A 22,741-nucleotide genomic window follows, 5' to 3' on the forward strand; every position below is an offset into this window, starting at 1 on the left:
AAGCTGCTTAATTTAATACTAACGAATAATAATAATCGTCCATTTGGAGAAGTGTTTTTTAAGTGGTGCAAAAGTATCCTTTATTTTTAAGAACCGAAACTTTAAAGTATTAATAATATATTAAAGTGTTAGTTTGATTGGTTTTTAAACACATAGAATCATAGAAATGCTAGTTTTAGAAAAGGTATTTCATTTGCATTAATTCACATAGCTATGGTGTTAGAAAGTTTAGCACAAAAAAAGCCTGTTCAATTGAACAGGCTCTATATTATTTTGAAACAAAATTACTTGTTTTTTGCGCTTCTCATTTTTCTTGCTAATAGTGTATTTTTTAACAACATTGCAATTGTCATTGGTCCTACTCCACCTGGAACTGGTGTAATAAATGATGCTTTTTTGCTTACGCCGTCAAAATCTACATCTCCTTTAATAACATATCCTTTTGAGTTTGATGCATCATCAACACGCGTAATTCCAACATCAATAACTGTCACTCCTTCTTTTACCATGTCAGCTTTTAAAAATTCTGGAACTCCTAATGCTGTAATAATGATATCTGCATTTTTAGTAAATTCTTCTAAATTTTTAGTTCGGCTGTGTGTTAGTGTAACTGTAGAATCTCCTGGATTTCCTTTACGGCTCATTAAAATACTCATTGGACGTCCTACAATATGGCTTCTTCCAATTACTACGGTATGTTTTCCTGCAGTTTCGACTTTGTAACGCTCTAACAATTCCATAATTCCGAATGGTGTTGCTGGAATAAAACTTTCCATTTCAAGCGCCATTCTTCCAAAGTTAGTTGGATGGAATCCGTCTACATCTTTATCAGGATCGATTGCTAATAAGATTTTTTGCTCGTCGATATGCTTTGGCAATGGTAACTGAACGATATACCCGTCTAGATTATCATCTTCGTTTAACTCTTTAATTTTTGCCAGCAATTCTTCTTCGGTAATGGTTTCTGGCAGACTTACTAAAGTTGAATCAAATCCGATTTCCTGACATGATTTTACTTTACTTCCTACGTAAGTTAAACTTGCTCCATTATTTCCAACTAAAACTGCTGCTAAATGAGGCACTTTTCCTCCAGCTGCTTTTATAGATTGAACTTCGGCTGCAATTTCGTTTTTAATGTCGTTAGATGTTTTTTTACCGTCTAGTAGCTGCATTATCTTGTAGTTAAATGTTTCAGGTTTAAAGTTTCAAGTTTTAGAACTTGTGTTTATTTATTGAAAAAAGTTTCAAATTTCAGTCCCATAACTTGAAACCTGAAACTTGAAACTTTTATTTTTTTTATTTCGGCATTCCTCCTGGCATTCCTTTCATGCCTCCCATCATTTTCATCAGATTTTTTCCGCCTGGCCCCTGCATCATCTTCATCATCTTGCTCATTTGGTCAAACTGCTTCATTAACTGATTTACCTGCTCGACTTTTGTTCCCGAACCTTTTGCAATTCTGGCCTTTCTTTTTACGTCGATAATCGCTGGTTTGCTTCTTTCGATTGGTGTCATCGAGTGAATAATTGCTTCGATATGTTTAAAAGCATCATCTTCAATTTCAACATCTTTCATGGCTTTTGAAGCTCCTGGTATCATTCCTACCAAGTCTTTCATATTACCCATTTTCTTTACCTGCTGGATCTGCGTTAAGAAGTCATCAAAACCAAATTCGTTTTTAGCGATTTTCTTTTGAAGTTTTCTAGCTTCTTCTTCATCAAATTGTTCCTGAGCTCTTTCTACAAGAGACACAACGTCTCCCATACCAAGGATACGCTCAGCCATACGTTCTGGATAGAAAACATCAATTGCTTCCATTTTTTCTCCAGTACCCACAAATTTGATTGGTTTGTTTACAATCGATTTGATTGAAAGTGCTGCTCCACCACGAGTATCACCGTCTAATTTCGTTAAGATAACTCCATCAAAGTTTAAGATATCGTTGAAAGCTTTTGCTGTATTTACAGCGTCTTGTCCTGTCATAGAATCGACAACGAACAATGTTTCTTGTGGTTGAATTGCTTTGTGAACACGTGCAATTTCATCCATCATTTCCTGATCTACTGCCAAACGACCTGCTGTATCGACAATTACAACATTGAATCCGTTTGCTTTGGCATGCTTAATTGCGTTTTGTGCAATTTCTACAGGATTTTTATTTTCTGGTTCTGAGTAAACCTCAACACCTATCTGATCTCCAACAACATGTAACTGATTAATCGCCGCTGGACGGTAGATATCACACGCTACAAGAAGTGGTTTTTTATTTTTCTTTGTTTTTAAGAAGTTGGCTAATTTTCCTGAGAAAGTTGTTTTACCAGAACCTTGAAGTCCTGACATCAAAATAACAGTTGGAGTTCCAGATAAGTTAATACCAGCAACATCTCCACCCATTAATTCTGTCAACTCGTCTTTTACCAGTTTAACTAATAATTGTCCTGGCTGTAAGGTTGTAAGTACGTCCTGACCAATTGCTTTTTCTTTTACTTTAGCCGTAAAATCTTTAGCAATTTTAAAGTTAACATCGGCATCAAGTAAAGCACGACGAACTTCTTTTAAGGTATCGGCAACGTTTACTTCTGTAATTTTACCGTGTCCTTTTAATATATGGAACGCTTTATCTAACTTATCACTTAAATTATCAAACATATCATTTTCTTTATTTGAAGTGCAAAGATAATCTAATTAGATATTTCAGGCAATTTATTTTTAAGGTTCATAGCCGCAAAGACACAAAGTCCCAAAGTTTTTCTTTTAAAGATTTAATTAAGATAAAAATCTCGCAGATACTCTAAGGCGTAAAGTTATTTTCGCCACGAATTGCACCAATTTCCCGAATTATTTTTCTCTCGCAGATTTAGCAGATTGTAATGATTTCTATTAAAAAAATCTGCTAAATATCCGTGAAACAAAAGACTTCGTGCCGTAGCGTCTTCGTGGCAAAACAAAAAAAAGGCGCAAAGAATAAAATCTCTGCGCCTTTGTGCCTTTGTAGCTATGAACCTTTGAACCTTTAAAATTAAAATTGGAAGTAAATAAACGGCTGTGAACCTGCTACTGCTGTCGCGTAAACAATCCAGTAAACAAATCCCAGAATTATTGCTTTTACTAATAATGGTGTTTTATCAAAAACAGATTTCATTCCGTTTGTAAAAGCTTCTGGCAAGAAATGCCAAACGTAACCGAATAACATCAATCCGAAAACATTTTTATAACCTAATACAATTGTTTTCCAAAGTTCTGGTTCAAATGTTAGTTGACCAATATTGTTAATTACCTGTAAAGCTGTTTCGAAATCTCTTGCGCGGAAGAAGATCCAGCAGAAAACCACAAAATGAAAGGTAATTAGAATAGAGAAAAATCTCCACAAGAAATTTGGACTTTTATCTTTTTTCGAAGGAAAGAATTCCATAAATATTTTATGAACTGCCAAAGCTAATCCGTGAAGCGCTCCCCATACTATAAACTGTGCTCCTGCTCCATGCCATAAACCTCCCAAAAGCATTGTAGTAAACAAATTAAAATTGGTTACTAAGGTTTGTTTTATTTTGCTTGAAAGTAAAAATGACAAACAGAAAACTAAAATACTGCTTCCCGCGATTATCAGCGGCATTATGCTTTCATTATAGTTTGAAATTCCCCAAAGCAATAAGCCAAAGAAAAATAAACTTGGGAATAAATATCCTGCGAAAGAGCCTTGTCTGTTTCCTCCAATAGAAATGTATAAAAAGTCTTTTAACCAAGTGGATAGTGAGATATGCCATCTTCTCCAGAAATCGGTAATCGAAGTTGATTTATAAGGTGTTCTAAAATTGGCGGGCAATTTAAACCCTAATAATAATGCAATACCAATTGCCATATCTGAATATCCAGAGAAATCACAATAAATCTGAATGGCGTATCCGTAAGAAGCCATTAAATTTTCAAATGAAGTATAAGTCATCGGCGTATCAAAAACACGATCGACAAAGTTTACCGAAATATAATTTGAGATTACTGTTTTCTTGATAAGTCCGCCAATAATCAAAAACAAGGCGTTGTTTACATCTTCTTTTGTCAAATTTAGTTTTTGATAAATCTGAGGAAGAAAATCTTTTGCGCGCACAATTGGTCCTGCAACTAACTGCGGGAAAAATGATACGAAGAATAGATACTCGATGTAATTTTTCGTCGGTTTGATTTCTTCTCTGTAAATCTCGATTATATAACTCATCGATTGAAAAGTATAGAACGAAATTCCAACAGGAAGAAAAACATTATGAAGTGCAAAATTACCATGAAACATATCATTGTAAGTCACAATTAAAAAGTTCATGTATTTGAAATAGCCTAAAAGTGCTAAATTCAAAATAACACTAATAACCAAATAAAGTTTCTTTACGCTGTCTCTGCTTTCTTTGTAAATAATCTGGCTCAGACCATAATCTACAACAGATGAAAGTAATAATAACAGAAAATAAATCCCACTCGATTTATAATAAAAGAATAATGAGAAGAGAATAACATAGGTTAATCTCAAATAAAATGTTTTGCGTAAAAAACCATACACAAAATAGAAAACCAAAAAAAGGCCTAAAAATAAACCAGTATTGAATAAAAGTTTTTCTTCTGGATTGTAAATAAACCAGCTTTTAACTTGTTCTGTTGTAATTGCACCAAAATTTTGAATGAACCAATTATTAATGCTATCTATTGTTGTCAACTTAATTCTTTAATTTAAAATTATCGTATGTCTTTAAAAACGCCTGCGTAAACAAATTTCCTTGTTTCTCATATCCTTTTTTGGAGTAATGAACCCAGTCTGGACCAATTAATCCCTGCACTTTCAGTTGTTTGATACCGCTCATGCCGCCAAATTCATCGTACAAATCCCAAACGGCAAAGCCATCTTTTTGGGCTATCTCAATAATTTGTCTAGTATAATCATCTATATAAGTATTTGGCTTTCTTCTCAGCAAAGAGGGCGGCGGCGTCATAATTATTATTGGTGCATCAATTTTCTGCGCTTTAATATTACTTATAAACTCCCTCAATTCTTTAATGAAACTTCCAGAATTCAAATGATCATAACTTTCATTTGTTCCTAGTGAAAAAACAAGAAGATCTGGATGTAATGCTTTTAGCTGTTCAAAAAATAATGGATATTTATTATAATCTGAAAACTTGGCTCCATTTACTCCTATACCACTGTAGATAATTCCCGGAGCATCTTTTTCTAAAACCAATCCGTTTAATTCATAATTAGATGCTTCTTTATTCGGAATTAAGAAAATTCGACTAAGCGCATTGTCTGAATTATAATAATGAGTGTAAGAATCTGACTCCACGGCTAATGGAACAAACTCAGACATAGAAATTGTTTTTGCCCTTGTTTCATTAGTCGAAATTTTTAAAGTTCTCCCTGCTCGAATATTATTTGACTTTAAACGATTGTCTCTTTTTATTTCAGTAACCGAAACATTGTATTTATCTGCAATAGTCCCAAGAACTTCTCCTTTTTTAATTTTATGCGTTATAACTTTTCGCTCAGTCGTTTGAATTGAATTAATCTTAGAAGAAACCGCCAAATCAAACATATTCTGATTTTTTGGCGTTATGATTTTTATCGTATTAAATTTATACGCGGGATCTTTTATATTCATTTCCATTACAAAACCGCCAGAATCTCTCCAAAGTCCAATCCCGCTTAATCCAACTGGATTATTTTTGAATGGATAAATATTTCTATAGCTTTCCCAAACTCGATTCGATTTGAAACGCTCGTTATAAGACCCGTTTGTTTTTGCGAGCTGATACGGAAATACTAAACCACGTCCTGCATTACCAAATTTTTGCTGCAAGTTCTTTCTGATTTCATTCGTCATCAAGTCACCTTGAATATGCGAATCTCCTATATGGACAATATTAATTTTTTGGTTTTTCTGATTTTCATTTTCTTCTAATTTCTGAAAAAAATCTTTTAATACTTTGGCATTATAAATCTGACCTTCTACGGGAGTTTCAATTGCTGCGGCATCTACTTTTTGAATCATACTTTTAGGAATTTGAGGTACATCTGTTTTTGAAGTCTTTTCATTCGTAGAGAATAAAAGACAACAAAAGAAAAGAATAAGTTTATTTATCATACGCTGTCTTTTGTTACGGAAACGGAATCTGGTCTGGCCCTTCTTACTGGTTTTGGCTTAGTTCCGCCAGCATCCCTTTTTTCTCTGAGTACTTTATATTCTTCGTATCCTTTGTTTAATTGCTCATATAATAAATTACCAATTGCCTTTGCACCTCGCTGATTAAAGTGCGTATAATCTTTATTGGCTTTTGCCGGTGTTTCATCGACCCATTTTATCATAGAACCGTCTCCTCCCATTAAGGTGTATAAGTTTACAAACCCTGATTGGGTTTCCAGTGCGTAATGTTTTTGCGCTTTCATTAATGGAACTACAGCAGAATCTGTTTTCATTTCCAATTCATATTTGGTTGATTTATCGGCAGTAGAAACAATCAATATTGAAACACCTGGAAAAGATTCTTTTATTTTATTTACAGTTTTAGTCATTCCTTTTTCGTACCAAGAATAATTTTTGGTTCCGTAATTCAAAACATTTGTTCCGTAATGCAGAATAATTAAATCATAATTCAGATTATTATTAAAAGCTCTCATAACATCTGCATTGAACATTGAAATTGGAAGTCCTGAATTTCCTCGTTGCGAGAAATTATCAACGTGAACTCCCATTCCGTTATCAAAATTAAATCCGTAAATCGGAATTGAATCTGCATGCACAAAATTCGCTTTAAAAGCTTTTAAACTTCCAGAAGATACCTTTATTGTGTTGACTAAATTGTTTGGAGAAAGATTCTTTTTAAGAGTGTCTTTGCCAATGATAAAATTAACTTTTCCTGTTTTAGAGGATCGCCCGTAAAACAGGGTTGCGTTATCTAAAGAAGTAGAAAACTTTTTAAGTCCCGCTTCGTATTGAACCCATGTTGGATTTGACGGATCGTTTGCAAAAAACACGTGACCGTTAATTCCAAAAGGGCTTGTTGGTTTTTTGACATTTAAATATGACTGTGTTTTCCAGTTTTTCGAATAAGTAGATTTTACAGAACCTCGCGATGCAGCCGATTCTGAAGTAATTGGAACAAATCCAACTCCATTTCCTCCAAAACGTTCTTGATAATTGGCACGCACATCCTGAACGATTAAATCTCCATCTGTCATAGAATCTCCGTAATAAGCAATTCTAACTTTGTTCTGCGGATTTTTCTCTAACTGATATAATTTTTCGTAAAAAGAAATCAGGTATTGATATCCTTTGTAATTCTCGAAAGTTTCTGCGGGAAATTCAATTCCCTCAGTTTCATCAAAAACAATTTTTTGACTGTTTAATTTTCTTTCACTTTCAGCAATACTATCATCATCCAAAGAAAGTGAATCTTCTGCAACAGATTCTAAAAGTAAACTGTCAATTAATATGTTTTTAGAATCTAGTTTACTGTCTGAAAATATTTTATCTGGAAGGATTTGTTTAAATCCAATAAAGGCAACCAGCGCTAACGCTACGATCGCAAAAGACTGAAAAAAATAAGATTTTGTATTCACCTAATAATTATAAAATATGAAGAACTGCAAATCAAAAATTAAACCAATTAAGTTATCGTTAATTTATTGCAGAAAAAATTTGTGCAAAGATAGAATAACATTTTGTTTCTAATTCATTTTAACAAGAAAGTAGGCAAAAAAAAGAGGTTAGATAAATCTAACCTCTAAATCAAAAAAAAATAAAAAAAACAAAGCTAATGATTAACTAAATTTAATGCGATGCATTATAGTTTTAGAATGAAATACTCTTTATAATTTTTAGATTTTCATTTTAAAATTATTTTAAGATAGCATACTCTAAAGTAGCATGACCTCTTTCACCTGCATCATTTGTCATTGCAAGGAATTTTACTTTGTAGTAGTTACCCGCAGCATCTTTAATTATATAAAAACGATCTGTTCTAATACTTGGTAAGGTAAATGGTCCTCCACCGCTTCTCCAGTTTGCCCCAATAATTCTTTGATCTGTAGCAGAAACAGTAAAGTTTGCTTCTAAAACATCTGCCTTAACAAAAGCTTCGTAAGTTTTATCCGCAGTCAGCACTTGATAAGCTTGAGTACCGCCTTTCATGTTAGTCACAATGAAATCAGAATATCCGTAAGTTACTTCTGTTTCACCACTTAAATAATTTGTAAATGTAGTAAAGTTAAGATCCCATTTTGTTTTTTGAGGCTCAACAGAAACTGTATTTCCTGTTGTTAATGAGAAAAAAGCAAAATTAAAATCAGCTTCTTTAGCAACTGTTTTTTCAGTAAAAGTAGTAGATGCTAAATCGGCGTACTGAATTTTGTAGCCATTCCCATTTCTTAAAATTCTAACTTTTTTCCATCCTCTAGCATCTCCATCAACACTAACAGAACCTGCCGCCGGCTTTGCTGTTGAAACAGCATATCCTAAGTTTACTAAATAAACTTTGTTATCAGCATCTGTTGCAGAAATTTCAGCAATTGCCGTTCCTATTCCTGCTCCAGCTCCTGCTAAAACTCCTGTAGGATTATCTACAAACCCATTTGAAGAAGCAGTTGTTCCTGCACCTACAGTCACATTCGCATCAATTTCTTGAGCTAAAGTTATATCAGAAGTCGATAATTTTTTTACAGCCATTTTTAGAGATCCGTTAATTACTACTCTAAAATCCGAACCACTTGAAAATCCGAAATCCCAACTTTGTCTGTTTATAGATTTAGATTCTCCTGTACTCAAATCTAAATATAATTGATTAGGCTGATTTGCACCTCCAACAGAAGCAGGAATAGTAGCACCTACAGAAGGAACTTCAGGAGCTGTATCGTCATCACTTGAACAAGCTCCAAGTGTCAGTAAAGCGAATGATAAAAGTAAAAATGTTTTTTTCATGGTATTAAAATTATTTATTAAAGATTTAGATTATAAGTCAATTTGATAAAGTAGGAACGTCCATATGCGAGCATTAATTCAGATGAGCCAGCGTGACCCGCACTTTGATTGGTATTGGTCTGTCTAACATTAGTTATATTGCAAATATTTCTGGCTCCAATTGTAGCTTCCAGCTGATTTTTGAAAAAGCCTTGGCGGATAGAAGCATCCAGCCAGTGACTTGGATCAATATCTGACAAAATATAAGAAGAGGTTCCTTCTATAAATTGTTGAGTTTTTCCATTGAATTTGTAGTAGGCAGAAATAATAGTATTCCATTTTGGAAACTGATAAGAAACACTACTGTTGATATTGAAAGAATATAAAAATTTGTCATCTGAAGCAAAAACTTCATTTTCAATTTTTCTTGAAACCCCAATAACAGATGCGCCAATGTTAAAATTAAAATTATCAATTGTGAATTGATTCATGGTAGAAAAATTCCACATCTTATATTTACTTATATTAATATATTGATATTCCGGGTTTCCTGTATCTGGATTAAATCGCACTAAAGCCATATCGATTCTATCATTTACATCAAGAAAGCTTCCTGCAAATGTGCTCGCGTACCTTAAACCAGAATTAAAAGATCCAGATTTCTTTAAACTTGCCTCGTATGAAGTACTAGTTTCTGGAATAAGATTTTCATTTCCTGTAAAAAAGTGACCATCAAAAATTTGTTTGGTGTATAACTCATCAAAAGTTGGTGTTCTAAATGAAGTGCCATAAGAACCCCGAAGTTCAAATCCGTTATCAAACAAATATCTCAATCCAAGCGAAGATGCATATTGATCTTTAAACTGAGACTGAGCAGAAAAACGAAGACCTGGACGAACAGAAAATCTTGATGTTGCCATGATTTCAGAAGAAGCAAAAAAATCGTAGTTTTCCAATGTTTTACGAACGGGAGAATAAATATTATTCCCTTCTTGAACTAAAGCAAACCCTTGATTATTTACAAACTCATAACCAATCTGTAAATCTATTTTTTTATTCGTGAAAAAATTATTTACTGTTCCTGTAGAGTAAAGAACTTCCATCGATTGGTCTTTAGCTCGTACATTATTTGCTTCACTTTTAGTATATAAATAGTACCAAAAATCTTCTACATTTCTTTCTTGCTTTTGATGAGAAAGAGAGACATTATAATTCAATCTGGTAAACATTTTTCCAGAAGCATTTAAGTTATGGAAATACCTATTACTTAAGTATCTTTTATCATTAGCATAGCGATAAGAACCTAATTGTGAGTTGTATCCTGACTGTACTGTTGAATTATAATAATCAACGTCTTCATCTAAATATTCAAATTTGTAAAATATTCTAAAATTATTTTTAGAATAAGAAATTAGGGCATTTCCGTTCAACTGATCTTTCGGAAGCCATCTGTAACCTCTAGTCTGATCATTCTCAAAATAGTCTTTTCCGTTTTTATCATCTAAAAAACCTTGAAAATCATTGCGATTTGCACCAATACTTACAAACCAATTTTCATTAAAAGTATGCGCTGCCCGAATAGATTGTATATGACGTCCTTTATCAAAAAGAGCATATTCATCTTTTACTGTTTCTTCTTGAACTGAAGCCGTTATATTCCATTTATATTCAGAAGATTTTTTAGTAATAATATTCAAAACACCACTTACAGCATTAGCTCCGTAAATTACTCCCATCGAACCTTCAACTATTTCTATTCGTTCAACATCGTTTAAATTAATCTGTGATAAATCTGTATTATTCCCTAAACCAGCTTCATTGACTAACGGAACATTATCTACTAGAATTTTAAAGTATTGAGCATCTAATCCAAATAATGACACTGTAGAACGACCACTGGTGCCACTTGGTCTAACTGTGATATTTAAGTATTGATTTAAAACATCAGCTAAGTTATTTGCCACTAAATTTTTAATGTCCTTACTTGAAATCACTCGAACATTAAATACGGATTTTTTTATGGATTGTGGCTCAAATTGTCCTGTAACAACAACTTCCGATAATTTTTCCTGTGAGTTAATAGTATCTTTTTGCTGAGCAAAAGAACAAGTACAAAAAAGAAGTCCAGCAAAAAGGGTAAAATTTATTTTCATTATTTTTATTCAGTCTTAATAATCAATGCAAATATATAACTATTTTTAATTGTTCTAAATAAAATTTATATATTTGCCAAAATTTAAAAACAAAACAATAAGTTATGATTTCAAAAAGCCTTTTTTTGTCAGCCGCTATGGCTTTAACATGTGGTCTTGGTTTTAGTCAGGACAAAAAACAACAAGACATAAAATCGATTAAATCTATGTGCGGTTGTTATGAAGTAAAGTTTAATTTCACCGAAACATTCTCATACCCAAAAGACACTCTTACCTATAAACCATCTGAAACGAAACACGAATCTGCTTTAGAATGGGTAGAGTTATTACAAGATACTCCTAACAAAATTGTTATGCAGCATTTACTTATTGTCAGTGATGATATGATCATTAAACACTGGAGACAAGATTGGCTATACGAAAACACAGACTTATATTCTTTCGACAAAGGAACTTCTTGGAAATACAAAAAGTTAGACAAAAAAGCTGTTAAAGGGCAATGGACTCAAAAAGTATATCAAGTAGATGACAGCCCGAGATATGAAGGCTCTTCAACTTGGGTACACGTTGATGGAAAAGACTATTGGGCAAATGTAGCGGATGCTCCGCTTCCTAGAAGAGAGCAGACAAAACGTAACGATTACAATGTTTTAAAAAGAAGAAACATTCACGAAATCACTGCTACAGGATGGAACCATCAGCAAGACAACGATAAACTGGTTCGTGACGATGCTGGAAAAGATGTTTTGTTAGCACAAGAAAAAGGATTTGATGTTTACACTAAAGTTCTAGATGTTAAATGTATTGCTGCTCAAAAATGGTGGAAAGAAAACAATGCACTTTGGAAAAATGTTCGTGACAAATGGCAGACTCTTTTTGACAGAAATAAAGATTTGAACTTAGAAGCTAAAGTTGACAGAAAAGCACTTTACTCTCTATTATTTGATTTAAAACCAGATACTGCTAAAGCAGAAACAGATAAAATCATTGACAAATTTGTTAAGTAATTAGAATTAGTTGTACTTAAAAAAGCCGGAAGTTTTGAGACTTCCGGCTTTTTTTTGCTGTAAAAATTTATCTAATTTTTATCCCACCAAACGTTGGTTGTAACATTACTAACTACTGTAGCATTTGGATTATATTGTCTTTCATCAGATGGAGTTGGAAGCCTCAGAGGAATAAACTTTATATTTGATGACTGATTTGGCTCTAAGGCAGGAAAACCAGTTCTTCTATAATCGTTATAAGGTTCCATAGTTAAGAAAAGAGCAAGATATTTTTGCTGCATAATAGTTTCTAAACTTACTGTTGCAGTTGCTGCAGATAAAAATTCGGTTGTTGGTGTGGTACCAGTAACTTTTAGTACCGAGGCCTTTACCGCGTCTTGTAATGATTGTGCTGCATCTTGTCCCAATCTAAATTTAGCTTCAGCTTCTATGAATTTTGCTTCAGCATATGTAACTATTCCAATTGACGAAGTAGCACTCGCAAATGCAGAACCTATGTAAGAAGACGAAGTGGTATCTAAATCATCTGCCGTGTTTCCTGTATAATTACCGTTCTTATCTTTAGCAATAGCAAATGACAATCTCGGATCTTGGGTTTCTTTTAAAGAGTTAACGAAATAAGCTCCCGTTTTTAAGTAATTTGCACGACTATTTTCAAAAGCATACCATTGATTAAGACCGTTTGATGTTCCAGGGAAAAAAGTATTCGCGTCATCACTGTTTGAACTTATACCTGAAGCAGTAATATAATTTAGTGCTTTTTGCGCCGCCTGCGTATCAACCTGCGTTAATCGTAATGCATATCTTGCTTTCAACACATACGCAACTTGAATCCATTTTTTTGTATTTCCATTAAATATGTAATCATCATCTCCAGGAACGGTCAGATTACTTGACTCTGTTTTTTGCAAGTTTACAATAGCATCATCCAAAATACTTTGCAATCTCTCATAAATTTCCTGCTGTGTATTATACTTAGGAGCTCTATTACCTTGTTCAGCCTTAAATGCCTCATCATAAGGCACGTCACCCCACAGATCCGTCGCATAACCTAAATTTATAGCCGTTAAAACCTGACCAATACCATTGTAATATGGATACTGAGCAGCAAAATCACGATTTAAGAGGTAGCCATTCATTAAAGTTGTACTATACAAAGTATTCCATTCGTTATTTACATCCTGCTCACTAATAAAATAACGCTGAATGTCTCCTAATTGTCCCACACTTGTTCCAGCAAGATGCTGATCTAAAATATTTGAAGTTCTAATCAGTCCTGTTGTATGTGTTGAAAAGGTAGAGACTTCCATTGCAGAGAGCAACAAACTCGGTGTAGTCGAAATAGATGAATTAGGATTCTCGTTAAAGTGGTCTAATTCAGACTGACAGCTGGTAAAAAGGCCAAAACCTACAGTGGCCAGTATTACACTTTTTATATATTTTTTCATTTTTATTAATTTAGAATTTAAAATCCAACTTTAAGAGTCATTATAAATGATTTGCTTCCAGGATTATTAAAGTAATCTAATCCATTAATTTTTGAACCTGCACCTGTTAAACTAGTTTCCGGATCAACACCTTTATAATTGGTATTTAACCATAAATTTCGACCTGTAAATGACAACTGCGCTGAATTAATCGCTGTAATTTTTTTCACATTAAAATCGTAACTCAAAGTAACATCACGGAGTCTTATCCAATTTACATCTGTTATGGCTTCTTCAGCAGCTCCTCCACCGTCACCTAAGTATTTTTGGTAATAATTTTTAGCTGATATTGCAATATTATTTGGAGTTCCATCTTCTTTCACACCATCAATAACATAACTATGCTCTCTATCTGCAGAAGCTTCAGAAACACCAAAATTGTGTAATCTTGCCAATGTACCATTATACACGGCACCGCCATGTCTAAAATCTAATAACCCTGACAAACTAACTCTTTTATAAGTAAATGTATTTCTTAAACCTCCTGTCCATTTTGGAGCAGAATTACCTAAATTTCCTGTTTCTTCTGCTACTAACGGTAAACCATTAGATCCAATTATTTTTTGTCCATTTTCATCACGCTGCCATTTTGTACCATAAAAACTTCCTAATGGCTGTCCTTTAACAGCATAATATCCAATAGAACCAAAAGCAGTTTCAATAGAGATTTCATTTAAGTTTCCGTAAATATCAGTTACCTTATTTTCATTTTTAGACCAATTCAAATTTACGTTCCATTGAAATGGTTTATTTTTTTGAAAAATATCATACCCAAGCTCTATTTCAATACCTTTATTAACTAATTCTGCTGCATTTTGATAAACTAATGCATAGCCACTTGATTGCGGTAATGGTAATTCTATTAATAAATCTTTAGATGTTTTGTAATATAGATTTAAATCGAATGAAAGACGATTATCAAAAAACTTACTATTAAATCCAAGTTCATGTCCTAATACTCTTTCAGGTTTTAGCTGTTGATTTCCTAAAACTCCAGAAACTCCCATACCGTTTACCCCGTTGTAAGGAAAACTTAGTCCATCTGTAAAACCATCTGTCATAAATGGCTGAGAAAATGTACTTATTGTGTAATATGGCTGTGGAGCAATACCAACTTCTCCATATCCATAAGTCAATTTCATAAAGTTTACTGACTCTGGCAAATCGAAAGAGCTTGACAAAACCCATGAAGCGGAAGCTGCTGGAAATAAAGCGCTATTTGCGTCTGTTCCGTAAGTAGAAGACCATTCTTTTCTAAGCGATCCTGTAATAAAAAGTTGATTCTTAACATCAAATTCTAATTGTCCAAACAAAGCTCTGGACATAATATTAGATTCTGCGTTTGATGCATACAATTGTGTCGCATTTGACAAATTATAAAGGTTTCTCACAGCAAGATCTTTTCCTCGAGAAAAAACATCTGTGTTCTGAGAAGAACGTAAGTTAAGTCCTGCAGTATAATTTATTTTTAACCATTCTGATTTTAAAGGCAATAATCCTGTTGCTATAAAATCACCATAGAATTGTTTGTTATTAATATTATTAAAAGCAACTTCACCCATACCTGCAAGATTATCTCCATTAGATGAAATAGCGTAAACTTGTTTTCTATAATCAGAATAAGTATCTATCCCTCCTTTTGCAGTAAAAGACAACCAATCTGCTGGTGAATAAGTAAGGTACATATTTCCAAAAACACGATTTACATCACTTGTCGCAGGATTTTCATTGACTGTAAAATATGGATTATCATACGAATTATAATAATTCATATTATTACCCTCTTCATCCTTATAGTTTCTTAGATCATAATTTGAAGGAGAACGAAGCAAACTTAACATTACGCCAGAAGAATTACTTCCATTTTGTGCCAATGTATTGGTAGTGTGAGTATATTGTAAGCTACCCCCTGTTTTCCATTTGTCATTTAGTTTCAGATCTCCAACAACTCTTAAAGTATTTCTTTTTAAACCTGTTTCAGGGATCATACCTGTTTGTGTAACATTACCGTAGGAGGCTCTATAAGTAGCTTTTTCATTCCCTCCATAAAAAGAAATGTTGTTTGTAAAAGTTAATCCTTCCTGAAAGAAATTTTTAACATTGTTATACATCGGAATATTTAGCGACTCTGCCGAAGGCCCCCAGCTTTGAGGAGTATTTGGGTTTACAGCAGTTGCTGCAGCGCTAGTACCTTGAACATATTTATTCTGTCTAGCCGGTAATTGACTTACATGATCAATTGCCAATGCAGTTGAGTAATCTATTCCTAAACCTTTTCCGTTTTTACCTTTTTTTGTTGTATAGATAATAACTCCGTTACCAGCTCTCTCACCGTATAATGCCGCAGCCGCAGGGCCTTTAAGTACTGATACACTTTCGATATCGTCAGGATTAATATCCAAAGCACGATTAGAGTTGTTAATACCTGACAAGTTTGCATTAAATGGATTATCACCTGCACTTGTCTGACTTGTTGCATTATCAATAGGAATACCATCAACTACAATTAGAGGATCTGAATTTCCTTTAATTGTGTTTACTCCTCTAATGATTATTTTACTAGAAGCACCTGGAGTTCCACCCGTACCTATAACCTGAACACCAGCCGCTTTTCCTGCAAGCGCCTGCAAAACATTTTGTTCTCCAGATTTAGTTATTTCATCCGAAGTAATTTTTGAGACAGCGTATCCCAGTTTTTTTTCTTCTTTTTTAACCCCTAAAGCCGTCACCACAACCTCTTCTAGTTGTTCTCCTCCATCCTGCATCTTTACATTTACAGTAGACGAATTACCTATAGTGATACTTTGATCTTTCATTCCCATGTAAGTAAAAACTAAAACATCACCTGTTTTTGCTTTTATCTTATACTTTCCATCAAAATCTGACTGCACACCATTATTTGTGCCTTTCACCAAAACATTTACTCCTGGAATTGGTCCAGCTGCATCCGACACTATTCCTGAAATTGTCTTTTCCTGCGCAAAAAATAATTGCGTTGTAAAAACAAAAACCAGAATAAGTAATCCTTTAATTTTTCCTTTCATTATAGTTTATTTGAATTTAGGGGCGCAACTTATAAAATTAATTTAATTTTAACAAGAATTTATTTCTTTTTAACAAGTATTAATCAAATATTATTCCTACAAATAATAAAATAGAGAATAAAAAAAACCGCCTAAAATTAATTAGACGGTTATCCTTATTTTATTTATTTCTCACTAAAAGGGTTACTAATTCAAAATAGTTAAAAAATGAATATAAGGAAGTATTGTGTATTCTTACATCTGTAATTTAAGCGATGAGTGTTTAAAACTTATAACATTGTTTTTAAACAAGGTAGAAGTTATCATTTCAATGAGGCAAAAAAATACCATTATTTCAAAGTGCAAAATTAACACGAAAAATCATCAATTCATATACTTAATTCTTATTTTGCTGAAAAATGTCTTATTCTGATACTTTTCATTTTTTTAGGGGCAGTTATAAAACAAAAAAGCCGATAGTTAAACTATCGGCTCAGCAGTCTTCTAAAGGTTAGAAACCCTTAATATAATATTATATTATTTAGCTTCTGCGCACTCAGAATATGTGATAACATGTTTTGTTAAATCTGTCCATTTTGGTTCTGGATTTGCAGAAATAATTTTCTCACAGCTTCCCCACAAAGGGACAAATTCTTTTTTATAGTCTTTTTTCTTTAATAAAAATGCTGGTGAATCTTTTTTAGCAACGTAGTAAGATTTAGCATCTCCTCCCACAAATTTTACACCGCCAACGCCTAATGATGTAGTTTCTTTAGCATAAGGATCACAGTATACTTTAAATTCTTTACTAAATCCAGGGTTTAAAAGCTGCATTAATAACTTTGAATTTTTCTTTTTAATCTTCACATCAGCAGTTTCAAAGTAAGCATAACCTTGGTTTAAAAAATCTTGATTTAATTTTTCATCATTCCATTTTTTAAAGTCTTCAAGGAAATTAAGTTTTTTACCTAAATTATCAAGCCCGCTTGGTGGTAAATACATAAACTTAATATCTTCTGGTTTCAATTTGTGTTTTTTGCCAGCTCCGTCTTGTAATTTAATAAATTCAATTAATCCTTTGTCTCTATCGATATCTTTGATAGTTCCGTTAATTTCAGTTCCATCAGCTAAAGTAATGTAAGCTGTTTTACTGTGTGAAAATCCATAAGATGGAGAAATTAAATCTTGTGCATTCATTGCTGTAAAAGCAAAAAACAGCATCATTAATAGTAAAGGTTTTTTAATCATGTTTTTGGGTTTAAAATTTTGCTTACTCTTACGATTTTCAGCTTCCTCGATTATTTTTTTAACATTAGTAAATGTTAAAACGCTTATATTCACTAGCATTTCAAGCTGTTATTATCACTAAATTTCTTACTGTAAACATAATTATAAAAAGCATATATCCAAATGATATTTACTCTTTTTTACACGAAAATTCACTCAGCAGAATTCATAACGTTTTGATAATAATAATTTTTGTTATTCTTAAACCTTACCACAAAAAAAAAGAGCCGATAACTATTCAGTAATCGGCTCTTTGCACTATTTTTAAAAATTTACATTCTCTCTGGAACTTCTATTCCTAATAACTGGAATGCAGAGTTTATTACCTCAGCTACTTTTTGAGACAACTGCACTCTAAATATTTTTTTTGTCAAATCTACTTCACCTAAAATATGAACTGATTGATAAAACGAATTATATTCTTTGACCAAATCGTAAGTGTAATTCGCAATTAAAGCCGGGCTGTGATTTTGAGCCGCATTCTGAATTACTTCTGGGAAAAGTTCGATTTGTTTCACCAATTCTTTTTCTTTTTCATGAAGTTCTTCTATTTCAGTTTTAGCAGTAAAATCAAAATCTGCTTTACGGATTATCGATTGAATTCTCGCGTATGTATATTGAATAAATGGCCCTGTATTTCCTGCAAAATCCACAGATTCTGCTGGATTAAACAAAATGCGTTTTTTAGGATCTACTTTTAAAATATAATATTTCAAAGCTCCAAGACCGATGGTTTTGTACAATTTTGCTTTTTCTTCGTCAGAATAGTAATCAAGTTTTCCTAAATCTTCTGAAATTTGTTTGGCTGTATCAGTCATATCCTGCATTAAATCATCTGCATCTACAACAGTTCCCTCACGGCTTTTCATTTTTCCAGAAGGTAAATCAACCATTCCGTATGATAAATGATATAAGCTTGAAGCCCAGTCAAAACCAAGTTTTTTCAAGATTAAGAATAGTACTTTAAAATGGTAATCCTGCTCGTTTCCTACAGTATAAACCATTCCTCCCACATCTGGCATATCTTTTACACGTTGAATTGCAGTTCCAATATCCTGCGTCATATAAACAGCAGTTCCGTCAGAACGTAAAACAATTTTACGATCAAGACCTTCGTCAGTCAAATCAATCCAAACTGAACCGTCGGGATCTTTTTCGAAAACACCTTTATCTAAACCAACCTGAACAACATCTTTTCCTAATAAGTATGTGTTGCTTTCGTAGTAATATTTATCAAAATTAACTCCAAGATTTGTATAAGTAGTTGCGAAGCCTTCATAAACCCACTCGTTCATTTTTTTCCAAAGCGAAATAACTTCTTCATCTCCAGCTTCCCACTTCTTAAGCATATCTTGCGCTTCGATAATAATCGGCGCTTGTTTTTTAGCTTCTTCTTCTGTTTTACCAGTTTCAATTAAACTGTTAATTTCTGCCTTATATGCTTTGTCAAATTCTACATAATATTTACCAACCAATTTATCTCCTTTTAAACCAGAAGATTCTGGAGTTTCTCCGTTTCCGAATTTTTCCCAAGCCAGCATTGACTTACAAATATGAATTCCTCTATCGTTGATAATTTGAGTTTTGTATACTTTTTTACCAGATGCTTTTAAAATTTCAGCAACAGAATATCCTAACAAATTGTTACGAACGTGTCCTAAGTGCAGCGGTTTATTGGTGTTTGGCGAAGAATATTCTACCATTACAGCTTTCTCCTCAGGATTTGGAGTTACATACCCAAATTGTTTATTATCTTTTATTCCGTTAAAGAAATCTAGATAATAACTATCTGAAATTACAATATTCAGAAAACCTGAAACTACGTTAAAGCGCGCTACTTCAGAAACATTTTCAACTAGATAATTTCCAATTTTATTTCCCAATTCTGCCGGATTACTTTTAATCAATTTTAGCAGCGGAAAAATTACCATCGTGATATCGCCTTCAAACTCTTTTCTAGTAGTTTGAAACTCGATTTTATCAACAGTAACATCAAATAATGCTTGTATTGCTTTTTGTATAGAAGGTGTAAGAATTTGTGGTAATGACATGTAAACTTATTTTAAAGTGAGCAAAGATACTGCTTATTCATCAATTACAGAAAATCAAAAACATATAAAATTCAAGAAAAGAATTTGAATTTGATAAAAAAGTCACATTTTCAATTGTTAAAATTATCAAAAAATCAAAACCATAATCTCTTACAAAACAGGGCATGACATTTTTTTTGTGTTTTTTTTCACAATTTCTTGTAACATATCAATCACAAAAGAGTCTTAATAGAGACTTCAAATTCATTTTGAGGCAGCAAAAGAAAAAAAACAAAAAACTAACAAAAACAGAATCATCATCAATCAAATCAAAATAATCAACAAAGAAATCATGAAATTAAAATTCTTTCTGTTCGCGTTATTGGGGATAATCGCAACAGCACAAGCTCAGAATACGGGAAGTGTTTCTGGAAAAATTACGGAAAAGTCAAATAGTGCACCTATTTCTTATGCAACTGTTTCACTTAAAGAAAATGGAAAAGTAGTTTCTGGCGTTAATACAGACGACAATGGAAATTTTTCATTTAAAAATATTGCTTTAAAAAGCTACACAATCGAAATTCAATACATCGGATTTAGAAAATATATTGGATCTGTTATTTTAAGCGAAAACAAAAAAGCTGCAACTGTAAATGTTTCTCTTGAAGAAGAAGCAACACAGCTTCAAGGCGTAAATATTGTTGCCGAACGCTCTACAATCGAACAAAAAATCGATAGAAAAGTAGTTAACGTTGGTAAGGATTTAACAACGGCTGGAGCTTCTGCATCTGACATTATGAATAATATTCCTTCTGTGAATGTCGATCAGGATGGAAAACTTTCGCTTCGCGGCAATGATAATGTTCGTGTCTTAATTGACGGACGCCCTTCTAATATTGACCCAGCGCAGTTATTGAAACAAATTCCTTCAACTTCTATCAAAAAAATTGAGTTGATTACAAACCCAAGCGCAAAATATAATCCAGAAGGAATGTCTGGAATTATTAATATTATTTTGCACAAAAATGCGAATACTGGTTTTAACGGAAGTTACAGCGGTGGAATCACTTTTGGAGAAACTGCCAAATACAATCAGTCTTTAGATTTAAACTACAAAACAGGAAAAGTAAATTTCTTTGGGAATGTGGGACAAAACTTTGGAACGTATTACAATGATGGTTTTATCAAAAGATTTGACCAAGATATTGTTCAAAGAATTGACGTAATAAATGATAACGACTCTTATTTGTATAAAATTGGGATGGATTATTTAATTGACGAACATAACACTTTATCTATTTACACCAACCAAAACAAGTCGAACGGAAAAGGTTTTGTGAATACTGATATTGACTATAATAATGTAACTAATTCTGATATTTCAAACATTTTTCAAAAATCAAGATATTGGGGACCAGACCAAGTAGGAACTTACAATTTAGCCTACAAACACATTTTCAAAAAAGAAGGTCATACGTTAGATTTCGAAGGAAACTACAGCGATAACAAAGAAACTCAAAATGCTTCTTTTGACACAAAAACAACTAATATTGACAATACAAGTTCAGATTTATTGTATAATGATCTACTGAAAGGTACTCGAAAATTAACAACTTTAAATATCGACTACGTTAATCCTTTAAACGAGAAAACAACTCTTGAAGCTGGAGCCGAAGCAAGGATCACAAGAACAGGTAATGACTACACTACAGGAAATCCATTAATTCCAGCTGCAAGTCAGAATTCTCATTATACTTATGATACAGATATTTATTCTGCATATGTGACTTTTGGACAAAAATTCAAAAAATTCAGCTACCAAGTTGGCGCACGTTTTGAGAGTTATAAAGCTGCGGCTAACTTAAATTATGGTGAGACAACATTTGATGATGATTATATTACATTGTATCCATCTGCTTATTTGACCTACAATTTAAATGAGAAAAACACTTTACAATTCAGTTACAGCCGACGTGTTGACCGCCCAAGTTTAGAGCAGACTAAACCAATTCGTGAATTTGCTACTCCGCTGGTTACATCATTAGGAAATCCTGAATTAAGACCTCAGTTTACTAATTCTGTTGAAGTAAATTATACTAAAACACTTGAAAAAGGAAGTTTTACGGCGGGTGTTTTTGTAAGAAGCATCAATGATCAAATTAGTAGAATTTTATATCCAGACCCAGCAGATCCAAATAAAGAAAAGCAGATTATGACTTTTACAAACTACGATCATAATACAGCTTACGGTTTTGAAGTTTCATTTAACTATAAAATCACAAAATGGTGGGATATTCAACCTTCTATAGACTTTTCAAGCATCAATCAAGAAGGAATTGTGTTTCAATACGATCCTGCAGCAAACACAAGTAATCCTGTTGAAAGAAAAATTACTGTTGCAGCATTCAACGGACGTATGAATTCTAACTTTAAAGTAAATAAACGTTTGAGTTTCTTAGCTTTCGGATTTTACAGAGGCGCTGTAGACGGGCTTCAAAACAACAGTCACGAAATGTACAAAATGGATATTGGTTCTCGTTACACATTGTTAGATAACAAAATGAATATTAGTGTACGTTTCAATGACGTTTTCAACACTATGAAATATGCTTTTGATACAATGTATCCTTATCCTCAAACTGGGCAGTTTACATGGGAAAGCCAAACAGTTTATGTGGGTTTAACCTATAACTTTGGTGGTGCAAAAATCAAAAACCTGCAGCGCAAACAAAGAGAAGACAATACGAATAAAGGTGGAGGCGGAATGTTTTAACCTCTTTTCTTAAACTAATTTTTAATATTTTTTGAATAATTTTTG

The 22,741-nt window shown here is 32.9% G+C and carries 13 protein-coding genes; 2 read left to right on the plus strand and 11 right to left on the minus strand.

The features are described 5' to 3' along the window. Positions 1–284: 284 nt before the first annotated feature. The 7 genes from HYN86_RS01205 to HYN86_RS01235 form a co-directional block, all read right to left on the minus strand. Positions 285–1,172: a bifunctional 5,10-methylenetetrahydrofolate dehydrogenase/5,10-methenyltetrahydrofolate cyclohydrolase gene (locus HYN86_RS01205; protein ID WP_113676422.1), complete on the minus strand. Its 888-nt coding sequence runs from the start codon at positions 1,170–1,172 to the stop codon at positions 285–287. A 124-nt stretch (positions 1,173–1,296) separates the two neighbouring features. Beyond that, positions 1,297–2,649 carry a signal recognition particle protein gene (gene ffh / locus HYN86_RS01210; RefSeq protein WP_113676423.1) on the minus strand — a complete coding sequence of 451 codons (1,353 nt, stop codon included), beginning with the start codon at positions 2,647–2,649 and terminating at the stop codon, positions 1,297–1,299. Between the two features lie 370 nt (positions 2,650–3,019). Continuing rightward, positions 3,020–4,702, minus strand: coding sequence for an MBOAT family O-acyltransferase (locus tag HYN86_RS01215; RefSeq protein ID WP_113676424.1), 1,683 nt, complete (start codon positions 4,700–4,702; stop codon positions 3,020–3,022). A gap of 1 nt (position 4,703) precedes the next feature. Further along, complete coding sequence (locus HYN86_RS01220) at positions 4,704–6,125, minus strand: GDSL-type esterase/lipase family protein (RefSeq protein WP_113676425.1); 1,422 nt, start codon at positions 6,123–6,125, stop codon at positions 4,704–4,706. After that, entirely contained in the window at positions 6,122–7,600 is a 1,479-nt protein-coding gene (locus HYN86_RS01225; protein ID WP_113676426.1) for an SGNH/GDSL hydrolase family protein, read from the minus strand. The genes HYN86_RS01220 and HYN86_RS01225 overlap by 4 nt, the downstream gene beginning before the upstream one ends. A gap of 277 nt (positions 7,601–7,877) precedes the next feature. Next, entirely contained in the window at positions 7,878–8,957 is a 1,080-nt protein-coding gene (locus HYN86_RS01230) for an HmuY family protein (protein WP_113676427.1), read from the minus strand. Between the two features lie 17 nt (positions 8,958–8,974). After that, a complete protein-coding gene (locus HYN86_RS01235; protein WP_113676428.1) occupies positions 8,975–11,089 on the minus strand; it encodes a TonB-dependent receptor plug domain-containing protein in 2,115 nt (704 codons plus the stop codon). Between the two features lie 104 nt (positions 11,090–11,193). Here HYN86_RS01235 and HYN86_RS01240 point away from each other — a divergent pair, with 104 nt between their 5' ends. Continuing rightward, entirely contained in the window at positions 11,194–12,096 is a 903-nt protein-coding gene (locus HYN86_RS01240) for a DUF6607 family protein (RefSeq protein WP_113676429.1), read from the plus strand. Positions 12,097–12,167: 71 nt separating this feature from the next. Here HYN86_RS01240 and HYN86_RS01245 read toward each other — a convergent pair whose 3' ends face one another. The 4 genes from HYN86_RS01245 to argS form a co-directional block, all read right to left on the minus strand. Continuing rightward, on the minus strand, positions 12,168–13,544 hold the full coding sequence (locus HYN86_RS01245) for a SusD/RagB family nutrient-binding outer membrane lipoprotein (RefSeq protein WP_113676430.1): 1,377 nt from the start codon (positions 13,542–13,544) through the stop codon (positions 12,168–12,170). A gap of 17 nt (positions 13,545–13,561) precedes the next feature. Continuing rightward, positions 13,562–16,627 carry a SusC/RagA family TonB-linked outer membrane protein gene (locus HYN86_RS01250; protein WP_113676431.1) on the minus strand — a complete coding sequence of 1,022 codons (3,066 nt, stop codon included), beginning with the start codon at positions 16,625–16,627 and terminating at the stop codon, positions 13,562–13,564. Between the two features lie 516 nt (positions 16,628–17,143). Then, positions 17,144–17,854, minus strand: coding sequence for a hypothetical protein (locus HYN86_RS01255; protein WP_162789248.1), 711 nt, complete (start codon positions 17,852–17,854; stop codon positions 17,144–17,146). 311 nt (positions 17,855–18,165) lie between these two features. Next, positions 18,166–19,944, minus strand: a complete 1,779-nt coding sequence (argS, locus tag HYN86_RS01260; protein ID WP_113676433.1) for an arginine--tRNA ligase — start codon at positions 19,942–19,944, stop codon at positions 18,166–18,168. A gap of 331 nt (positions 19,945–20,275) precedes the next feature. On the opposite strand from argS, the gene HYN86_RS01265 reads away from it, so the two are divergent. Continuing rightward, positions 20,276–22,696 carry a TonB-dependent receptor domain-containing protein gene (locus HYN86_RS01265; protein WP_113676434.1) on the plus strand — a complete coding sequence of 807 codons (2,421 nt, stop codon included), beginning with the start codon at positions 20,276–20,278 and terminating at the stop codon, positions 22,694–22,696. The last annotated feature ends 45 nt before the right edge of the window (positions 22,697–22,741 follow it).

It is taken from the genome of Flavobacterium fluviale (genome assembly GCF_003312915.1).
In the GTDB taxonomy this organism is placed as follows: Bacteria; Bacteroidota; Bacteroidia; order Flavobacteriales; family Flavobacteriaceae; genus Flavobacterium; species Flavobacterium fluviale.